General features: G+C 67.5%; 17 protein-coding genes. 10 read left to right on the top strand and 7 right to left on the bottom strand.

The window, feature by feature from the left end:
* Positions 1-77 precede the first annotated feature (77 nt).
* The 3 genes from A5740_RS11220 to A5740_RS11210 all read left to right on the top strand — a co-directional run bounded on the left by A5740_RS11220 (position 78) and on the right by A5740_RS11210 (position 3,136).
* Positions 78-1,184, top strand: a complete 1,107-nt coding sequence (locus A5740_RS11220; RefSeq protein WP_076194045.1) for a glycosyltransferase — start codon at positions 78-80, stop codon at positions 1,182-1,184.
* Positions 1,185-1,292: 108 nt separating this feature from the next.
* Entirely contained in the window at positions 1,293-2,741 is a 1,449-nt protein-coding gene (locus A5740_RS11215; RefSeq protein ID WP_076194043.1) for an APC family permease, read from the top strand.
* A gap of 32 nt (positions 2,742-2,773) precedes the next feature.
* Entirely contained in the window at positions 2,774-3,136 is a 363-nt protein-coding gene (locus tag A5740_RS11210; protein ID WP_076194042.1) for a cupredoxin domain-containing protein, read from the top strand.
* Here A5740_RS11210 and A5740_RS11205 read toward each other — a convergent pair.
* Both A5740_RS11205 and A5740_RS11200 read right to left on the bottom strand, forming a co-directional pair.
* Complete coding sequence (locus A5740_RS11205; protein ID WP_076194040.1) at positions 3,129-4,259, bottom strand: hypothetical protein; 1,131 nt, start codon at positions 4,257-4,259, stop codon at positions 3,129-3,131. The genes A5740_RS11210 and A5740_RS11205 overlap by 8 nt on opposite strands.
* A 60-nt stretch (positions 4,260-4,319) precedes the next feature.
* Positions 4,320-5,594, bottom strand: coding sequence for a cytochrome P450 (locus tag A5740_RS11200; protein ID WP_076194039.1), 1,275 nt, complete (start codon positions 5,592-5,594; stop codon positions 4,320-4,322).
* Between the two features lie 177 nt (positions 5,595-5,771).
* Between A5740_RS11200 and A5740_RS11195 the strand changes: the two genes are divergently transcribed.
* Positions 5,772-6,194 (top strand): hypothetical protein, encoded by a 423-nt coding sequence (locus A5740_RS11195; RefSeq protein ID WP_076194037.1) that lies wholly within the window; start codon positions 5,772-5,774, stop codon positions 6,192-6,194.
* 15 nt (positions 6,195-6,209) lie between these two features.
* Here A5740_RS11195 and A5740_RS11190 read toward each other — a convergent pair whose 3' ends face one another.
* Positions 6,210-6,650 (bottom strand): DUF6188 family protein, encoded by a 441-nt coding sequence (locus A5740_RS11190; RefSeq protein WP_076194035.1) that lies wholly within the window; start codon positions 6,648-6,650, stop codon positions 6,210-6,212.
* Positions 6,651-6,786: 136 nt separating this feature from the next.
* Between A5740_RS11190 and A5740_RS11185 the strand changes: the two genes are divergently transcribed.
* From A5740_RS11185 to A5740_RS11165, 5 genes are all read left to right on the top strand, one after another.
* Positions 6,787-7,284 (top strand): protein disulfide oxidoreductase, encoded by a 498-nt coding sequence (locus tag A5740_RS11185; protein WP_076194149.1) that lies wholly within the window; start codon positions 6,787-6,789, stop codon positions 7,282-7,284.
* Positions 7,285-7,293: 9 nt separating this feature from the next.
* Complete coding sequence (locus A5740_RS11180) at positions 7,294-8,190, top strand: cytochrome c biogenesis CcdA family protein (protein WP_076194034.1); 897 nt, start codon at positions 7,294-7,296, stop codon at positions 8,188-8,190.
* 62 nt (positions 8,191-8,252) lie between these two features.
* The gene (locus tag A5740_RS11175) at positions 8,253-9,221 is read left to right on the top strand and encodes a threonine/serine dehydratase (protein WP_076194032.1); all 969 of its coding nucleotides are present in this window, start codon (positions 8,253-8,255) and stop codon (positions 9,219-9,221) included.
* Positions 9,222-9,418: 197 nt separating this feature from the next.
* Positions 9,419-10,738, top strand: a complete 1,320-nt coding sequence (locus A5740_RS29350; RefSeq protein ID WP_139335072.1) for a hypothetical protein — start codon at positions 9,419-9,421, stop codon at positions 10,736-10,738.
* Positions 10,739-10,907: 169 nt separating this feature from the next.
* Positions 10,908-11,687, top strand: coding sequence for a L,D-transpeptidase family protein (locus A5740_RS11165; RefSeq protein ID WP_076194147.1), 780 nt, complete (start codon positions 10,908-10,910; stop codon positions 11,685-11,687).
* On the opposite strand, the gene A5740_RS11160 is transcribed toward A5740_RS11165, so the two are convergent.
* Genes A5740_RS11160 through A5740_RS11150 form a run of 3 tightly spaced genes read right to left on the bottom strand, consistent with a single transcriptional unit; the run spans position 11,668 to position 13,824 of the window.
* A complete protein-coding gene (locus A5740_RS11160) occupies positions 11,668-12,324 on the bottom strand; it encodes a sterol desaturase family protein (protein WP_076194029.1) in 657 nt (218 codons plus the stop codon). The two genes, A5740_RS11165 and A5740_RS11160, sit on opposite strands and share 20 nt — an antisense overlap.
* Positions 12,321-13,043 carry a FadR/GntR family transcriptional regulator gene (locus tag A5740_RS11155; RefSeq protein WP_076194027.1) on the bottom strand — a complete coding sequence of 241 codons (723 nt, stop codon included), beginning with the start codon at positions 13,041-13,043 and terminating at the stop codon, positions 12,321-12,323. The genes A5740_RS11160 and A5740_RS11155 overlap by 4 nt, the downstream gene beginning before the upstream one ends.
* 31 nt (positions 13,044-13,074) lie before the next feature.
* Positions 13,075-13,824: a helix-turn-helix domain-containing protein gene (locus tag A5740_RS11150; protein ID WP_371454746.1), complete on the bottom strand. Its 750-nt coding sequence runs from the start codon at positions 13,822-13,824 to the stop codon at positions 13,075-13,077.
* A gap of 149 nt (positions 13,825-13,973) precedes the next feature.
* On the opposite strand from A5740_RS11150, the gene A5740_RS11145 reads away from it, so the two are divergent.
* On the top strand, positions 13,974-14,279 hold the full coding sequence (locus A5740_RS11145; protein ID WP_076194025.1) for a hypothetical protein: 306 nt from the start codon (positions 13,974-13,976) through the stop codon (positions 14,277-14,279).
* Here A5740_RS11145 and A5740_RS11140 read toward each other — a convergent pair.
* On the bottom strand, positions 14,258-15,499 hold the full coding sequence (locus tag A5740_RS11140) for a cytochrome P450 (RefSeq protein WP_076194023.1): 1,242 nt from the start codon (positions 15,497-15,499) through the stop codon (positions 14,258-14,260). The two genes, A5740_RS11145 and A5740_RS11140, sit on opposite strands and share 22 nt — an antisense overlap.
* Positions 15,500-15,642 lie beyond the last annotated feature (143 nt).

The raw sequence follows: 15,642 nt of genomic DNA, 5'->3' as shown, positions 1-15,642 counted from the left end.
GGCTTGTTCAGCGGCTGTTCAGGCCACGGTCGCGACGGCGTTGTTGACCGCACATGCGGCCCGGTTCTGATCGGGGCATGCGGGTTGTCCAGGTCGCCAACTTCTACGGCCCGCGCTCGGGCGGGCTGCGCACCGCGGTCGACCGGCTCGGCGCCGAATATCGCGCCCTGGGACACGAGGTGTTCCTCGTCGTGCCCGGCGCGCGGCCGCGGCGGCACGTGCTGCCCAGCGGCGTCGTGCGAATTGCGCTGCCCGCCAGGCTCATCCCGTTCACCGGTGGTTACCGGGCGGTACTTCCCGGTCCGGTGACGGCGCTGCTGCAACGGCTGCGACCCGACGCCATCGAAGTGTCGGACCGGTTGACCCTACGGTCGCTGGGCCCGTGGGGCCGCCACCATGGCGTGGCCACCGTGATGATCTCGCATGAACGGCTGGACCGGTTGGTCGGTCAGGTGCTCCCGGCGGCGGCCGCCCGGGCCGTCGCGGACTTCGCCAATCGGCGCAGCGCGGTGAACTACGACGCGGTCGTGTGCACGACCGCGTTCGCCCGTGAAGAATTCGACCGGATCGGCGCGCACAATGTCGCGACGGTGCCGTTGGGGGTGGACCTCGAGCAGTTCCACCCGCGACGCCGCTCGGCCAGGATGCGCAGCCGGTGGGCCGCCCCGGAACAGACCCTGCTCGTGCACTGCGGTCGGCTGTCGGTGGAGAAACACGCTCACCGAAGCATCGACACCGTTGCCGCTCTTCGGGATTCAGGCGTAGACGCCCGTCTGGTGGTGGTCGGCGAGGGTCCACTGCGGGCCCGTCTGGAACGGCACGCCGATGGCCTGCCGGTCGCGTTCACCGGGTACATCGGCTGTCGTGACACCGTGGCGGCCATCTTGGCCTCGGCCGACGTGGCGCTTGCGCCCGGCCCGCACGAGACGTTCGGTCTGGCCGCGCTGGAAGCCCTGGCCTGCGGAACGCCCGCAGTCGTGTCACGTACCTCGGCGCTCGCCGAGATCCTCACCGCGGACAGCGGGGCCACCGCGGACAACGACGCGCACGCCATCGCCCGTGCGGTCACCACGGTGATCAGCCGTCCCGAACCCCAACGGCGCCACAGTGCTCGGCGGCGTGCCGAACAGTTCACCTGGCCACGGGCCGCCGCCGGCATGCTCGACGTCCTGGGCGGCACCTAGCAACGCGAATTTTGCGCACGGTGACGCGAGATCTGGTGCAGCTGCACGGCCCGGCCCTATGTTCCGCGGGTCATATCCACGCACCCGCTGTCTGAAGGACGGTCGCCCATGTCCGAAATCATCACGGTCCCGGAATCGTTGGGCCACCCACCGTCCCCGGCCGGCCGGCAGCTGCGCGGCAACCTCGGCATCGCCTCGATCGTTTTCATGGTGGTCGCCGCCGCCGCCCCGCTGGGTGTGATCGGCGGTGTCGTGCCCCTGGGCATCGCCTCGGGTAACGGAACGGGGTTCCCCGCGACGTTCATCGCCGCCACCCTGGTGCTGCTGTTGTTCGCCGTCGGGTTCACCGCGATGACCCCGTATGTCGAGGAAGCCGGCGCCTTCTTCTCCTATGTCCGGCAGTCCCTGGGCCTGCCCGCGGGCATCGGGATCGCGTTCGTCGCGCTGGTGAGTTACGTGGCGCTGGAGGCCGGCGTCTACGGACTGCTCGGCCCGGCCGGGGCGTCCGTTCTCGAACTGGCCGGCGGCCCCGGCCTTCCGTGGTGGGTGTTCGCCGCGGTGGCATTCGCGGTGACCACCTATCTGGGCTACCGCAACATCGAATTGTCCAGTCGGGTACTGGGAATCCTGCTCACCGCCGAGATCGTGATCGTCCTGGTGCTCGATCTCGTGATCGTGGTGCGTGGGGGTGATCACGGGTTGTCCTCGGGCATCGTCAATCCGGCTGCGGTTCTGTCCGGTTCGCTCGGGATCGGGCTGCTGTTTGCGATCATCAGCTATGTGGGGTTCGAGGCCACCGCGATATTCCGGGACGAGGCCCGCGACCCCGAGCGCACCATTCCCCGTGCCACCTACCTGGCGCTGGTCCTGATCGGGGTGTTCTACGCCGTCACCAGTTGGGCGCTGATCTCCGGCTGGGGTGACGAGCAGGCCGTCACGCACGCCACCGATTCGGGTGCCACGTTCCTGGGCGACACCGCCCGTCGCTACATCGGTGCGGTAGGGGCTGACATCATCACGGTGTTGTACTTCACCAGCCTGTTCGCCTGCATCCTGGCGTTCCACAACGTGGCCTCGCGGTACGTGTTCGCGCTGTCGCAGCGTGATGTGCTGCCGGCGGTACTGAGCCGACCGCACGATCGGCACGGCTCGCCGCACCGGGCGTCGTTGTGGATCTCGGGTGTGGTCGCGGTCAGCGTCGCGCTGGCTGTGGTGTTCGGGCTGGATCCGGCCGCCCAGTTCTACACCTGGTTCGCCGGCGCCACCACGGTCGGGGTCGTGCTCCTGATGGTCGCCACCAGCATCGCGGTGCTGGTGTACTTCCGTCGTGATCGGCATGGCCTGTCGCTGTGGCGGGTGCGGGTCGCCCCGGCACTGGGTCTGGCCGGGCTGCTCGGCGCGCTGGCACTGATCCTGACCAACCTCAGCGATCTGGTCGGTGGTTCCAGTGTGCTGGCCTGGGTGATCATCGGCGTGCTCGTGGCGGCCTTCGCCGGCGGGGTCCTCGTGGGCCGATCAGCAGATTCGGCCACCTCGCACCGCCCCGAGAACCGATAATTGCCTGTCGGGACACAACGCAGGGGGCACGGATGAATCGACTTGCGATGGTGGTGGCGGCGGTGTGCCTGGGCACCTGGCTCATCGTGGCGTGCGGCCAAGCCGAGCACACCGGGCCGCAGCAATCCGCCGTCCAGCCCGCGCCGGGCGGTCCGACGATCACGATCGCGGGAATGGGCTTCAGCAAGGCACTCACGGTCGCCCCGGGCACCCAGATCAACATCGTCAACGATGACGAGGTCGAACACTCGGTGACGTCCCGCGAAAAGGGCGTGTTCGACGTCCATGTCGACGGGAAGGACCGCGCGACGCTCACGGCGCCGGAGAAGCCGGGGCAGTACACGTTCTACTGTCTGTACCACCCCGCGATGGTCGGCACGCTGACCGTCAGCTGACGCCGGCCGGTTGCCGGGGCGCGTAGCGCAACACCGCTGCGACGCCGTCGGTGGGGGAGTAGGTCCCCGGCATCCCGATGAGGTCGGCGCCGATCGAGATCGCCGCCATCGGCAGCGCCTCGTCGGCACGCAGCACGTGGGTCGGTGCACCGCCCTGTTCGGAGAGCACCTCGGGGTTCGGCGCGATCGTGGCCAGGTCGTCGGTGCTCACCACGGTGGCATCACCGAGGTCGCCGAGGATGAGGGTCTCGACGGCACCTTCACGCAACGCCGCGCACACCCCGGGCAGCCCCTCGGTGGCCAGGCCGGAGTGTCGACTCAACTCAGCGGAGAAACGTTGTGCGACAGAAGCATCCAGGTGGTGTTGTCGCTGCTCCAACCGCGCGTCGATGGTCTCGTCCAGGGCTTGACGGTCGAAGCCACTGTGCCGGGCACCGACCTGCAGCTGCTCCACCAGTTCGGTGACCCGATCGGGTAGTTCGGCGACGAGGTCGGTTCGCGAGCGCACCTCACCGACGAGGAACACGGCCTCGGGCTTCTCCTCGTCGACCAGAGCCGCCACCTGGTCGGCCACGGTCCGGATGTTCTTCGCCCGGTTCTCCTCGGTGTGGGACTGCGGATCGCCGTAACCGGGGGTGTCGGCACGACCGGCCTTGTGCACCGGGTAACCGTCGCCGTCGACCGTGACGGTGGTGACCGCGCCGCCATCGGGGCGGCCATGGTGCACTTCGACGTCGGCGCCGGTGTGATCGACGATGACCACCAGATAACCGGGCCGCTCACACCCGTGGGCAAGCGCGGGCAGCACATAGGGCAGCTCGGAGAACCGGGCCTGGGGCGCCCCGTCGCTGCGGGTGAACTGCTCGTCTACGAGTACCGCCTGTGCGTTGGCCACGACGACACGACCACCTCGGCCGACCGAAGGGCGCTCGCTGGTCACGGCGTCTTCCAGCCGGCGGAGCAGTTCGGGGCCCGCGCCCTGGCGTTCGAGGTCGCTGCGCAGGCCGCGCCATTTCAAGTCGATCTGGGCGGCGGCATCGGCGGTGTCGTGTGAGTTGTCGAAGTAGACCGATCCGTACGGCCCCTGTGAGGTCAAGAGCGACCGGAAACGCTCGGAGTGCATGGATCCCTCCGTTCTGTGGTTGGCTCGCTGGGAGGGTGCCCGCACCACAGCCGGACAAACCTAGCTCCAGGCCACCGGCATGCGCTTGATGCCGTGGATGAACGACGACAGCAATCGGTCGGGCTCCTCGGTCACCGCGATGTCGGGCAATCGGCGGTGCAGCTCCTCGAAAGCCACGGTGATCTCTCGCCGCGCCAGGTTCGCCCCGAGGCAGAAGTGCGCTCCGCCACCGCCGAATCCGAGATGAGGGTTGGGCGTGCGGGTGACGTCGAACAGCCACGGGTCGACGAATTTCGACTCGTCCCGGTTGGCCGATCCGTACCACAGCGTGACCTTCGCACCGGCCGGCAACGGCGTCTCGCCCAGCACGGTGTCGCGCGTGACCGTCCGGCGCATGTAACTGACCGGGGATGCCCAGCGGACGATCTCTTCCACCGCGGTGGGGGCGAGCTCGTCGAAACGTGACCACCACAGCTCGCGCTGTTCGGGGTAACGCGTGAGGGCCAGCACCCCGTGGCTGATCGCGTTACGGGTGGTCTCGTTCCCGGCGACCACCAACAGGATGAAGAAGGACGCGACCTCGGCCGAGGTCAGTCGTTCACCGTCCACCTCGGCCTGTACCAGGCTGGTCGTCAGATCCTCGGCGGGTGCGCAACGGCGCTCGTCGGCGAGTGCGGTCGCGTACGCGCCGATCTGCGTGGCGACCGAGATGAACTCGTCGAAGTCGGTGGTCAGGTCCGGGTCGCCGAAACCCAGGATCACGTTGGTCCAGTGGAAGATCCGTTGGTGGTCCGCCTCGGGGATACCCATCATGTCGCAGATGATCTGTAGGGGAAGGGGGCCGGAGAATTCGGTGACCAGGTCGGCGCAGCGGTCGGGATTTTGCGTCACCATCTCGGTCACCAGGCGGTGGGCGCGGTCACGCACCGAATCGTCGATCAGGGCCACCACCCGGGGAGTGAATGCGCTGCGGACGATGTTGCGCAATCGGGTATGGCGGGGGTCGTCCATGGCGATCATCGAACCGAAATACTCTGCCAGTTCCGGGGTTTGGTCGCCGATCGTGATGCCCGAGGCGGAGCTGAAGATGTCAGGGTGGCGGCTGGCGTAGAAGACGTCGTCATATCGGGTCACCGCCCAGTGACCGTGGCTCTCGGGAAATCCGTCCTCGGCGGAGGCCGGCTGAAATGAGATCGGCGCTTCGCGGCGCAGCGTCGCGAACGCTCCGTCGCGGACATCGTCGTCATTGCGCCAGAACCGCCACGAACCGAGCTCGATGTCGGCGCGAGGTACGTCGGGCGGCGGAGCCCCGTTGACGCGCGTTGCAATACCCATCTCAGCCAGCGTAGAGCGCAACCGGCCCCGGCAGTGGGTAACGCTGGGATCGGCGAGCGCGATACCCCATCGGGGTGCACGTATCACCGCTCGCAGCCGTGCGGGTTGGCAAAACGTTGCGGCGCCGGATCATTGGGGGACCGCCGGCGCCGGGTCACGACCTCAGGAGGTTCAGGAATGAAACTGACGAAGTTCGTGGCGGCGGTGTTGACGCTGGGAGCGTTGGGTGCGGGGGCACCGGTGGCCGCGGCAGCGCCGACGGTGCCGGCTCCGCTCAAGCCGGGGCACGGCCACGACGACTGTTTCCCGTTCTGCGATGGTGGTCCGCCGGGGCGTGAGTTCGATCATCGCCGTGACCACTGGGACGACAAAGGTCCCTGGTGGGCCAACAATCGCCATGACTGGTGGGACGACCGCAACGGGCCACCGCCGTGGGGCTGGGGTCCGCCGCCTCCGCTGCACTGGCGCGGCGGTCCGCTGCCGCGGACTGTCAACTACTGGGGTTACAACCTGAACCCCGTGTGGGACAACGGGTTCCGGCAGTGGGGCGTGTGGCTGTTCGGTGTCTGGGTGCCGATCATCGGAGTGGGCGTGAACTGATGCCCGGTGCGCCGGTCAACCGCTCCCGCGGGTGGGTTGGCCGGCGTCGCCCGGCTCCAAGTCGTCTTGGTCGTGGCGCACGACGCGCACCCGTCCGTGGGCCAGACACGCGGCATACCCGTGATATTTGCCGTAGAGCTCCCACGACGTGCGGTGCTCGTCGGGACTCACATCGATCCGGTGGCCGTCGGAGAAAATCAGATGCAGGCTACCGTCGTCCTCCCAGTCGGCGTGCGTGCAGCGTTGCCCGGCAAAATCGAACAGTGGGCGCACCTCGTTACGCAGTGCCTGTGGGTCGATCGGGACCACCTCGGAATCGTCGGTCTCGGTGGCCGGCAGCGTGAGCTCCAGCGGTACCGAGATGACCAGCTCGTTGTAGTCGTTCAGGTTGAGCACCAGGCCTTCACGAAACGTGATCCGCTGGACCAAGCACCCTTGAATCCATTGCTCGCTCATTTTCTCACTCTGGACCGCTCGGCGACTCGGCACAAGAGCCGCGCCTGCCCATCGGTGAACCCGGCGGCGCCCACGGTCGTGTCAACTCATGAGCGCACCGTCCGTGCGCTGCGTCCTGAGCGAAGGAGACGATGCCATGAGGATGCGACTCGGACCCGCCGTGGCCGGTGTGCTGGGTGTGGCCGCCCTGCTGCTGGCGCTGGTCGCCGCCCCGACCGCGGCCGCCGATGATCGCCTGCAGTTCACCGGCACCACCGTGTCAGGCGCCCCGTTCGCCGGGTCGAGCCTGGCCGGCCGTCCGGCAGTGCTGTGGTTCTGGACGCCCTGGTGTCCGTTCTGCAACGCCGAGGCTCCGTCGGTGAGTCAGGTTGCCGCGGCGAACCCGCAGGTCAGCTTCGTCGGCGTGGCGGCGCACTCCGACGTCGGGGCGATGCAGGGCTTCATCGACAAATACCACCTGAACTTCACAAACCTCAACGATGCCGACGGATCGATCTGGGCCCGGTACCACGTCCCGTGGCAGCCGGCCTATGTCTTCTACCGTTCGGACGGGTCCTCGACGTTCGTCAACAACCCGACCTCGGCCATGCCCGAGCAAGAACTCGCCGATCGGGTCGCGGCCCTGCAGAGCTAGTCGCCGGGCATGGCGGACAACCTGGTGGGGTTGGCGTTCGCCGCCGGCCTGGTGGCGGCGCTCAACCCCTGCGGCTTCGCATTACTACCCGGATATCTCGTCTTGGTGGTGCGTGGCCCATCATCACTCGGCCCGTCCTCACGCGGCCCATTGAGCGCCGTCGGTCGCGCGCTGGTGGCCACGGCGGTCATGACGGCGGGTTTCGTCGCCGTGTTCGGCGTGTTCGGACTGCTGACGGTCGCTGCCGCCGGCACCGTCCAACGCTATCTGCCCTACGTCACCTTTCTCATCGGTGGCGTGCTGGTCCTGCTCGGCGGCTGGCTGTTGGCCGGCCGCCGACTCGGATTGTCGCTACCTGGAGTGGTGACACATCGCGCCGGTTCGGCGCCGTCTGCCGGACTGGGTTCGATGGCCGGCTACGGCGTGGGATACGCGCTGGCGTCGCTGTCGTGCACCGTGGGCCCGTTCCTGGCGGTCACCGGCGCCTCGCTGGAATCGAATGCCGCGTGGCATGAGGTTGCGTTGTTCGCCGCGTACGCCGCGGGTTTCGCGCTTGTGGTCGGCGTGTTGGCGGTCAGCGCCGCGATGGCCGGTACCGTGGTCGTCGACCGGTTGCGGCGCATCGTGCCCTACGTCGGCCGGCTCAGTGGCGCGCTCCTGATCGTCGTCGGGGTCTATGTCGCCTACTACGGCTGGTACGAGATCGAGTTGTTCACTGCCGCAGGTGATCCCGACGATCCGGTGATTGCCGCAGCGGGGCGTCTGCAGGGTGCGCTCGCGGGCTGGGTGCACCGCCACGGAGCATGGCCATGGTTGTCGGCACTGCTGGCGCTGGTCGTGGTTGCCGTGGTGGGTCGGCTGACGGTCGGGCTGAGCAAAGCTCACCGGCGAGATGTTCCTCGATGAAAGTCGGAGACGTGCCGCAGTCTCGAGTTTCGCCGGTTCCGGCGACCGGTGAGACTGGGGGCGTGAAGTTGGTGACCCTCGACGACATCGACGCCGCCGCCCGCCGGATCGCCCCCGACATCGTGCGGACCCCGCTGATACCCGCTCGCTGGGGTGATCGGGTCCGGCCGCTGTGGCTCAAACCGGAGAACCTGCAACCGATCGGCGCATTCAAGATTCGCGGCGCGTTCAACGCGCTGGGTCGGCTCGATCCCGCCGCACGGGCAAGGGGAGTGGTGGCCTACTCCAGCGGTAATCACGCCCAGGCAGTGGCCTATGCGGCCGCGGCGTACGGTGTGCCCGCCCACATCGTGATGCCCGTGGAGACACCGTCGGTCAAGGTGCGGGCCACCCGCGACCACCGGGCGAACGTCGTGTTGTGCCAGTCTGGCGAGCGGGAGGCGGTGGCGGCCGAACTGGTCGAGCGCACCGGCGGTGTCCTCGTGCCGCCATTCGACCATCTCGACATCATCGCCGGTCAGGGCACGATCGGTCTGGAGATCGCCGCGGATCTGCCCGCCGTCGCCGCCGTGTTCGTCCCGATCAGCGGTGGCGGCCTGGCCTCGGGGGTCGGTACCGCCATTCGTGCGCTGTGTCCGGAGGCCAAGGTGTTGGGTGTCGAGCCAGAGCTCGCGGCTGACACCGCCGAAGCCCTGGCTGCCGGCCATCAGGTGAACTGGACTGCGGCGCAACGGAATCGAACGATCGCCGACGGATTGCGCGCCACCCCGTCGGCGTTGACGTTCGCCCACCTGCAGCGGGTGGTCGACGATGTCATCACGGTGACCGAAAGCGAGATCCGTTACGCGGTGGCCGAACTGGCAAACCAGGCACACCTGGTTGCCGAACCCAGCGGCGCGGTGGCATTGGCCGGCTATCGCAAAGCCGCAGCTCCGGCGGGACCCGCTGTCGTCCTCATCTCGGGAGGCAACATCGAGCCGCCGTTGCTGACCGAGATTCTCGGCCACGATCTGCGTCATCGTCAAGGCTGACGCATCGGGGCAAACCGGTATCTGTTCGTGTACTGGCTGTTTTGCGGCACAGCACATTTCGTTGTGGCCGGCGTCCAGGCGCCGACGACACAGCGGTCAGAGGCGCTGTTGCCACCCGGTAATGTCACTGGAAATGTTCTGACGACGGCCACGGTTCCGAGGGGGTGCATGTGGACGCGGTGGTGCTCGGTGTTTCGATGACACCGTCCACCGTCGGCCTGGTCCTGGTGGAGGGCTGCGAGGCCGACGGAGCGACCGTCGACCACCACGCCTTTGATATTCGTGGCTATTCGTCGTCGGGAACCGCCGAGATCTGCGACCAGGTTGTGGTCGCGGCTCGGCGGGCCGAAAGGGTTGCGGCAGAGCGTGGTAAGCGGTTGGCTGCCGTCGGTGTCACGTGGAGTTCGGGGTCGGGCGCCGAAGCGGCGATGCTGTTGTCGAAATTGGCCGAGGCCGAGATCGCAGAAGTGGTTCCGGTTCGGTTACCCCAGGCCACCGACGCGCTGGCGCGGCGGGTGGCCGGAATCGTCGGATTCGACACGACAGGCGTATGTGTGCTGGAACCCGATGTCGTGCAGGCGATGACGGTGACCGACGATGATCAGGTACAGACCACGGTCAGTCGCGGCATCGAGACGGTGGCCGGCCTGACGGAGTGGTTGTCGGTCATGTTCGACGAGGCCGAGCGCCGTCCGGACGCGTTGGTCGTCGTCGGGTCCGCAGTAGACCTTGATTCCGTTCTACCGAAAGTGGAACGCGCGCTTGACGTCCCGGTGTTCACGCCGGCTGAACCCGGCTTGCCGTTGGCACGCGGAGCGGCATTGGCCTCGGCGCAGCGACGTGCGGTGTTCGGTGAAGACGGTGCGATCGGGATCGGCCGGCGCTGGGCTGCCACGCACTTGACCCCGCTGGCGATCCTGGTCGGTGGCGTGGTCGCATTCGCGGTGTCGCTGTCCGTGGCGATCGGCCAACAGCTGGTGCCGGGCGCCGAGCCGACGCCGCAGCGGACCACGCGCCCGGTTGTGAGCACCTCGGGCGACTCGGTCTCGGTGCCCCCCACGCCCCCCGTCGTCATCCCGGCTCCTCCGCCGCCGGCGCCCGATCCACCGCCGATGCCCGAGTCGGTGGAGCAGACGGCAGTGGAACCCGAATACGTACTGGACCAGGCCGGTACCGCGCCGCCGGAGGACGCCGGATTGTCGACCGCCCCGTTGGAGCCCATGGTCCCGAGCCCGGACCCGGTGTCTCCCGAGTCGCCGTCGTCGTCACCCGAAACCATCGCTGAACCGCCCCCGGAACCTGAGCCGGTACCGGCGCCTGCTGCACCGGATCAGACGCCGATGGACCAGGCGCCGCCCGCACCCGAGGTCGCTCCGACGCCGTTGCCGGAGCCGGTGCCCGAAAACGTCCCTCCCGCACCCGAAGCGATGCCTCCGGCGCCGGAGACACCGCCTCCCGCGCCGGAGACATTGCCCGCGGCGCCCCAGCCCGAGGAACCCCCTCCGGCTGCTCCCTGACCGTTTCCCGGCCGCTCGATGCGACTGTTGACGCGGGTGGTGAAACGTTCTGACCTGATATGTCGATGAATTGACCATGGGCAACTCACCGCGCCACGGCGAACACCGCGCCCGTGCTGCCAAACTGCGCCTCCAGGGGGCAGTCCCGGAGAGCACCTACACTGGTGTAATGCACAGCGTCCCATCGTCGTCATTCGGAACCGTTCGAGCGTCGGTACTGAAAGTGTTTGCGGCGATTGGTGTCGCCACCCTCGCTGCGGCGAGCACCGTCAATGTCGCGGCAGCCGCGGTGAGCACGCCCGAGCCCGGCGCCACGATCGAGCCGGCCCCGGGGGCGGTGGTTGGGGTCGCAATGCCGCTGACGGTCACTTTCGATGCCCCGGTCACCGACCGCGCCGCGGCGCAGAGCACCCTGCGGATCAGTTCGACCGAGACTCCGACGGGTACCTTCACCTGGCTCAGTGACGATGTGATGCAGTGGCAGCCCGACCAGTACTGGCCCGCGCACTCGACGATCTCGGTGTCCGCGGGTGGCGCCAAGACCAGCTTCGAGACCGGGTCGCGGGTGCTCGGCGTGGCAGACATCGACGCGCACACGTTCACGGTGAGCATCGATGGCGAGGTGGTCCGGACGATGCCGGCCTCGATGGGCAAGCCGAAGCATCCGACCCCGATCGGGTCCTTCACCGCATTGTCCAAAGAACCTGTCGTGGTGATGGATTCGCGCACGATCGGTATTCCGCTGAGCGATCCCGAGGGCTACAAGCTCACCGTTTACGACGCCGTCCGGGTGACGTGGGGTGGTGTCTATGTACACGGTGCGCCCTGGTCGGTCGGCTCACAGGGCTATGCCAACGTCAGCCACGGGTGTATCAACCTGAGCCCGGACAACGCCGACTGGTACTTCAACAACGTGCACGTGGGCGACCCTATCGTCGTGCAGGCATAGCCGAGTGGAGGTTCCTGGCTGTCGGTGACGTCGGTACCGTCGCCGGATCAGGATGCGTCCGAAGCGCCCGATCGGCAGTTCCGGCCGTGGTCACCGTGAACCAGTAGTGCTCGTTCTTGAAATGGTGCTGCCGATGGTTGCGCCAAACTGCACGGTATAAGGCGGTTTTCGGCTTGTAGTCAGTGTGGATCAGATAGTGGCACCATTCGTAACACACGCCGAGCACGGTCAGGAACGACAGAAAGGTCAGCCCGAGACCGGGCCGCGGGAACGCCAGGAAGGCAACCGCTGTCGCGACGGGCAGGATCCACAGCAACGCCTGCCACGGAATGAAGACCAGGCCGATGTCGCGGGGGTCGACGTGGTGGCGGCGATGGTCGCGGGCCAGCATGGGATCAATGGTCACCCCGGCGAATTTGCGTGGCCGCCAATGTAGTACGGCTACATGGACCGTCCACTCGAAGAACGGGAACAGTGCCAGCATCACCACCGGCACCAGCGCGTCGGAGAGCTGCCATTCGCCGACCGCGCAGCGCGCCGCGGCGCTGACGACCAGTGCGGTGCCGATCATCCAGGGGGAGGGGTGCCTGATGAACTCCCGGGCTGCGTCACCGAGGGTGAAAACGTTGCGCGTCACCGGTTCTCCTCCATCGCGTCAAGGGCGGCCATGAGCGCTTCGGTGGCCGGCTGTAAGAGGGCTGAAGCGGCATCGCGAGCCGCCGCCGGGTCGGCCGCCGCGATGGCCTCGACGATCCGCCGGTAGGCCTCGGGGTGGCCGACCTCGGCGGCCATCATGGTGGCCAACGCGGGCAGCGCCGGCTCGTAGGTTTGGCGAAGGGTGTTGTACATCAAGCGGAATGCGATCGAATCCGCGCCATCGACGACCTGGTCCCAGAATGCCAGCGCATGGCGTTGCTGTTCGACGGCGTCGGGTTCGGCCGCCAGTATGTCGACGGTCGCGCCGAGCGCGGTGACCAGCTCGGGGCCGGCGCGACGGGCGGCCAACTCGGCGACCTTGGGTCCGTTGTGCAGTCGGGTTTCCAGGATGCTGCGCACCACGCTGACATCGAGCTCACCGGCACGCAACAACAGCCGGGGCAGCAGATCCAGCCCGGCGTGCCTGCGGAAGTCGCGCACGGTGGTGGAGTCACCTTGCCGCACCTCGACCAATCCGGCTTCCGTCAGGCGTTTGATGGCCTCTCGGACCGCGGGCCGGGAGACTCCCAGCACCTCGGCCAGTCGACGTTCGCTGGGCAGCGGCTCGCCCGGCTGCATCTGTCCGCTGAGCACCTCGGTGACGATTTGTTCGAAGACGTCCTCGGGGACGGACCGCCGGTTTACCGGTTGCAGCGCCATACGGCCATGCTGCCAAGGCACTGGTAAGAGGTCAAGTGGTAAGACCAGCGCGTACCGCGGCGGCGGTGACGTCATCGCCCGGCAGGAACGCCTCGATGCTCAGTTCGGCGGCCGTCAGGTCCAGGGCGGTGCCGAAGGTGGTGACCGTGCTCAGGAAGGTCAGAACGGTGTCATCCGGGCCGGCCAGTTCGAGCGGGACGGCCACCCCACCGAGATCGCGGACCGGTTCCATGCCGCCCGGGTATGCCTCGACCTCGGCGAGCAGGCCGGCCAGTTCGATCGAGCCGCTCACCGTGACCTCCCGTCGGAGCCGGCTGATCAAGTGATGACGCCACTCGGCCAGGTTCCGGATCCGCGGGGCCATCCCCTCCGGGTGCAGGGTGATGCGCAATGCATTGGGCCGAGACAGTAGATGAGGCGCGACGCCGCCCAGCATGAGGGCAGTACCAGCATTGGCCTGCAACAGATTCCAGCCGCGGTCGATCACCACGCACGGAAACGGATCATAGGCGTCCAAAACCTGTGTGACACCGTCGCGCACCGCGCTCATCTCGGGGTCGTCCAGCGTGCGCTCCGCGTAGACCGGCGCCAGCCCGGCTGCCAGCAGCAGCTGGTTCTGATCTCGCAGCGGAACGCCGAGAGCCTCGGCGAGACGCAGGACCATCGGCCGGCTCGGCACCGACCGCCCGGTTTCGATGAAGCTGAGGTGCCGTGCCGAAACGTCGGCCTCGATGGCCAGGTCCAGCTGACTGATTCGACGGCGCAGCCGCCAGTCGCGCATCAGTGAGCCGATCGGGCTGCGCGTCTCGGTGCTCGTCACCACCCGAGTCTCGCCCACGGCGCACGTCTTCACCACTACCTGACGGGTAATTGCCGCGGTTACCCCGTCGGGGTCACCGTAGAGGAGTCCGGCGACCCGAGGAGGAAGAGATGCGAGGCAGATCTGAGTCGTCCCAACGGATACCGGGTTGGCTGCACTTCGTGCTGGCCGCCGACCGCTCCGGTTCGGCGGCTTACGTGGGGGCCGGCTTCTTCTTTGCGCCGGTGCTCGCGGTGGTGTCGCCGTGGCCGGCGCTGACAACCGCGCTCTGGATCGCGATCGCGGCCGCCGGTCTGTGGTTGGGTGTGCTCGGCATCGCCATGGCCACGGGCCTGGCGATCGTGCTGCGCTCGAACACCGAGATCCCGGAGGATTATTGGCGTTCGATCATCGACTATCCGACCCCGCCGCGGTAGTCGACCTGCCAGTGTTTGATGCCGTTGAGCCAGCCCGACCGCAGCCGTTCCGGCGCCGCCAGTGCCGCCAGGTCGGGCATCCCGTCGGCGATGGCGTTGAAGATCAGGTCGATCGTCATCCTGGCCAGGTTCGCCCCGATGCAGTAGTGGGCGCCGGTGCCGCCAAAACCCACGTGCGGGTTCGGATCACGCAACACGTCGAAGCGGAACGGGTCGGCGAACACCTCTTCGTCGAAGTTCGCCGAGCGATAGAACATCACCACCCGTTGCCCCTTCTTGATCGGCACGCCGGCCAACTCGGTGTCGCGCAATGCGGTCCGCTGAAATGACGTCACCGGCGTGGCCCACCGCACGATCTCGTCAGCGGCGGTGGCCGGACGCTCGTGTTTGAAGAGCTCCCACTGGTCGGGGTGGTCGGCGAACGCCATCATCCCCTGGGTGATCGAATTGCGGGTGGTCTCGTTGCCCGCCACCGCGAGCAGGATGACGAAGAAGCCGAACTCGTCGTCGGAGAGTTTGTGGCCCTCCACGTCGGCCTGCAGCAGCGTGGAGACCAGGTCGTCGCCCGGATTCTTGGTCCGCTCGGCGGCCATCTGCATGCCGTACATGATCAATTCGACCGAGGCGCTGACGGCGTCGTTGGAGGCGAACTCCGGATCCTGGTCGCCCACCATCTGGTTGGACCAGTCGAAGAGTTTCTTGCGATCCTCCTGCGGCACGCCCATCAGACCGGCAATCGCCTGCAGCGGCAGTTCACACGACACCTGCTCGACGAAATCGCCCGAGCCTTCGGCGGCGGCTGCCTGGACAATCGCGTGCGCCCGTTCGGCGAGGTCGGCGCGGAGGCGTTCGACCGCGCGCGGGGTGAAGGCCCGAGAGATGATCTTGCGAAGATGCGTGTGGTGGGGGGCATCCATGTTGAGCAGCACGAACTTGCCCTGGTCGATGTGTTGTTGCACGCTGCCGTCCCGGTAGCGCGGGAGCGCGGTCTTCTCCTGGCTGGAGAAGACGTCGCTGCGCAGCGAGACCTCCTTGACGTCCTTGTGTTTGGTGACGACCCAGAATCCGCCGTCGTCGAAACCGCCCCGACCCATCGGCTGCTCGTTCCACCAGATCGGTGCGAGCCGGCGCATCTGGGCTAGTTCTTCGACGGGGAGTCGCTCGGCATAGATGTCGGGATCGGTGAAGTCGAATCCGGGCGGGAGGTTCAAGGTCGGCATGGCGTGCGCGCTCCTCGCAACGATGCGGTGTAGATGAGGTGTCGTGGCCTAAGCCATTGCTACACCACAGGTGGGCCGCCTCGGAGCCGGTTCCGAAAACTCTCACGACGTTGGTATTGGAACGTGTTCCCATCGCTGCGCTG

The sequence above is a fragment of the Mycobacterium sp. GA-1841 genome, from assembly GCF_001954135.1.
In the GTDB taxonomy this organism is placed as follows: Bacteria; Actinomycetota; Actinomycetes; order Mycobacteriales; family Mycobacteriaceae; genus Mycobacterium.
Note: the sequence above shows the minus strand (reverse complement) of the source record. Positions and strands in the feature narration are given on the sequence as shown.

Coding starts and splice junctions, on each gene's coding strand:
- A5740_RS11220 (WP_076194045.1), top strand. CDS start 78: ATGCGGGTTGTCCAGGTCGCCAACTTCTACGGCCCGCGCTCGGGCGGG.
- A5740_RS11215 (WP_076194043.1), top strand. CDS start 1,293: ATGTCCGAAATCATCACGGTCCCGGAATCGTTGGGCCACCCACCGTCC.
- A5740_RS11210 (WP_076194042.1), top strand. CDS start 2,774: ATGAATCGACTTGCGATGGTGGTGGCGGCGGTGTGCCTGGGCACCTGG.
- A5740_RS11205 (WP_076194040.1), bottom strand. CDS start 4,259: ATGCACTCCGAGCGTTTCCGGTCGCTCTTGACCTCACAGGGGCCGTAC.
- A5740_RS11200 (WP_076194039.1), bottom strand. CDS start 5,594: ATGGGTATTGCAACGCGCGTCAACGGGGCTCCGCCGCCCGACGTACCT.
- A5740_RS11195 (WP_076194037.1), top strand. CDS start 5,772: ATGAAACTGACGAAGTTCGTGGCGGCGGTGTTGACGCTGGGAGCGTTG.
- A5740_RS11190 (WP_076194035.1), bottom strand. CDS start 6,650: ATGAGCGAGCAATGGATTCAAGGGTGCTTGGTCCAGCGGATCACGTTT.
- A5740_RS11185 (WP_076194149.1), top strand. CDS start 6,787: ATGAGGATGCGACTCGGACCCGCCGTGGCCGGTGTGCTGGGTGTGGCC.
- A5740_RS11180 (WP_076194034.1), top strand. CDS start 7,294: ATGGCGGACAACCTGGTGGGGTTGGCGTTCGCCGCCGGCCTGGTGGCG.
- A5740_RS29350 (WP_139335072.1), top strand. CDS start 9,419: ATGACACCGTCCACCGTCGGCCTGGTCCTGGTGGAGGGCTGCGAGGCC.
- A5740_RS11165 (WP_076194147.1), top strand. CDS start 10,908: ATGCACAGCGTCCCATCGTCGTCATTCGGAACCGTTCGAGCGTCGGTA.
- A5740_RS11155 (WP_076194027.1), bottom strand. CDS start 13,043: ATGGCGCTGCAACCGGTAAACCGGCGGTCCGTCCCCGAGGACGTCTTC.
- A5740_RS11150 (WP_371454746.1), bottom strand. CDS start 13,824: ATGCGCGACTGGCGGCTGCGCCGTCGAATCAGTCAGCTGGACCTGGCC.
- A5740_RS11145 (WP_076194025.1), top strand. CDS start 13,974: ATGCGAGGCAGATCTGAGTCGTCCCAACGGATACCGGGTTGGCTGCAC.
- A5740_RS11140 (WP_076194023.1), bottom strand. CDS start 15,499: ATGCCGACCTTGAACCTCCCGCCCGGATTCGACTTCACCGATCCCGAC.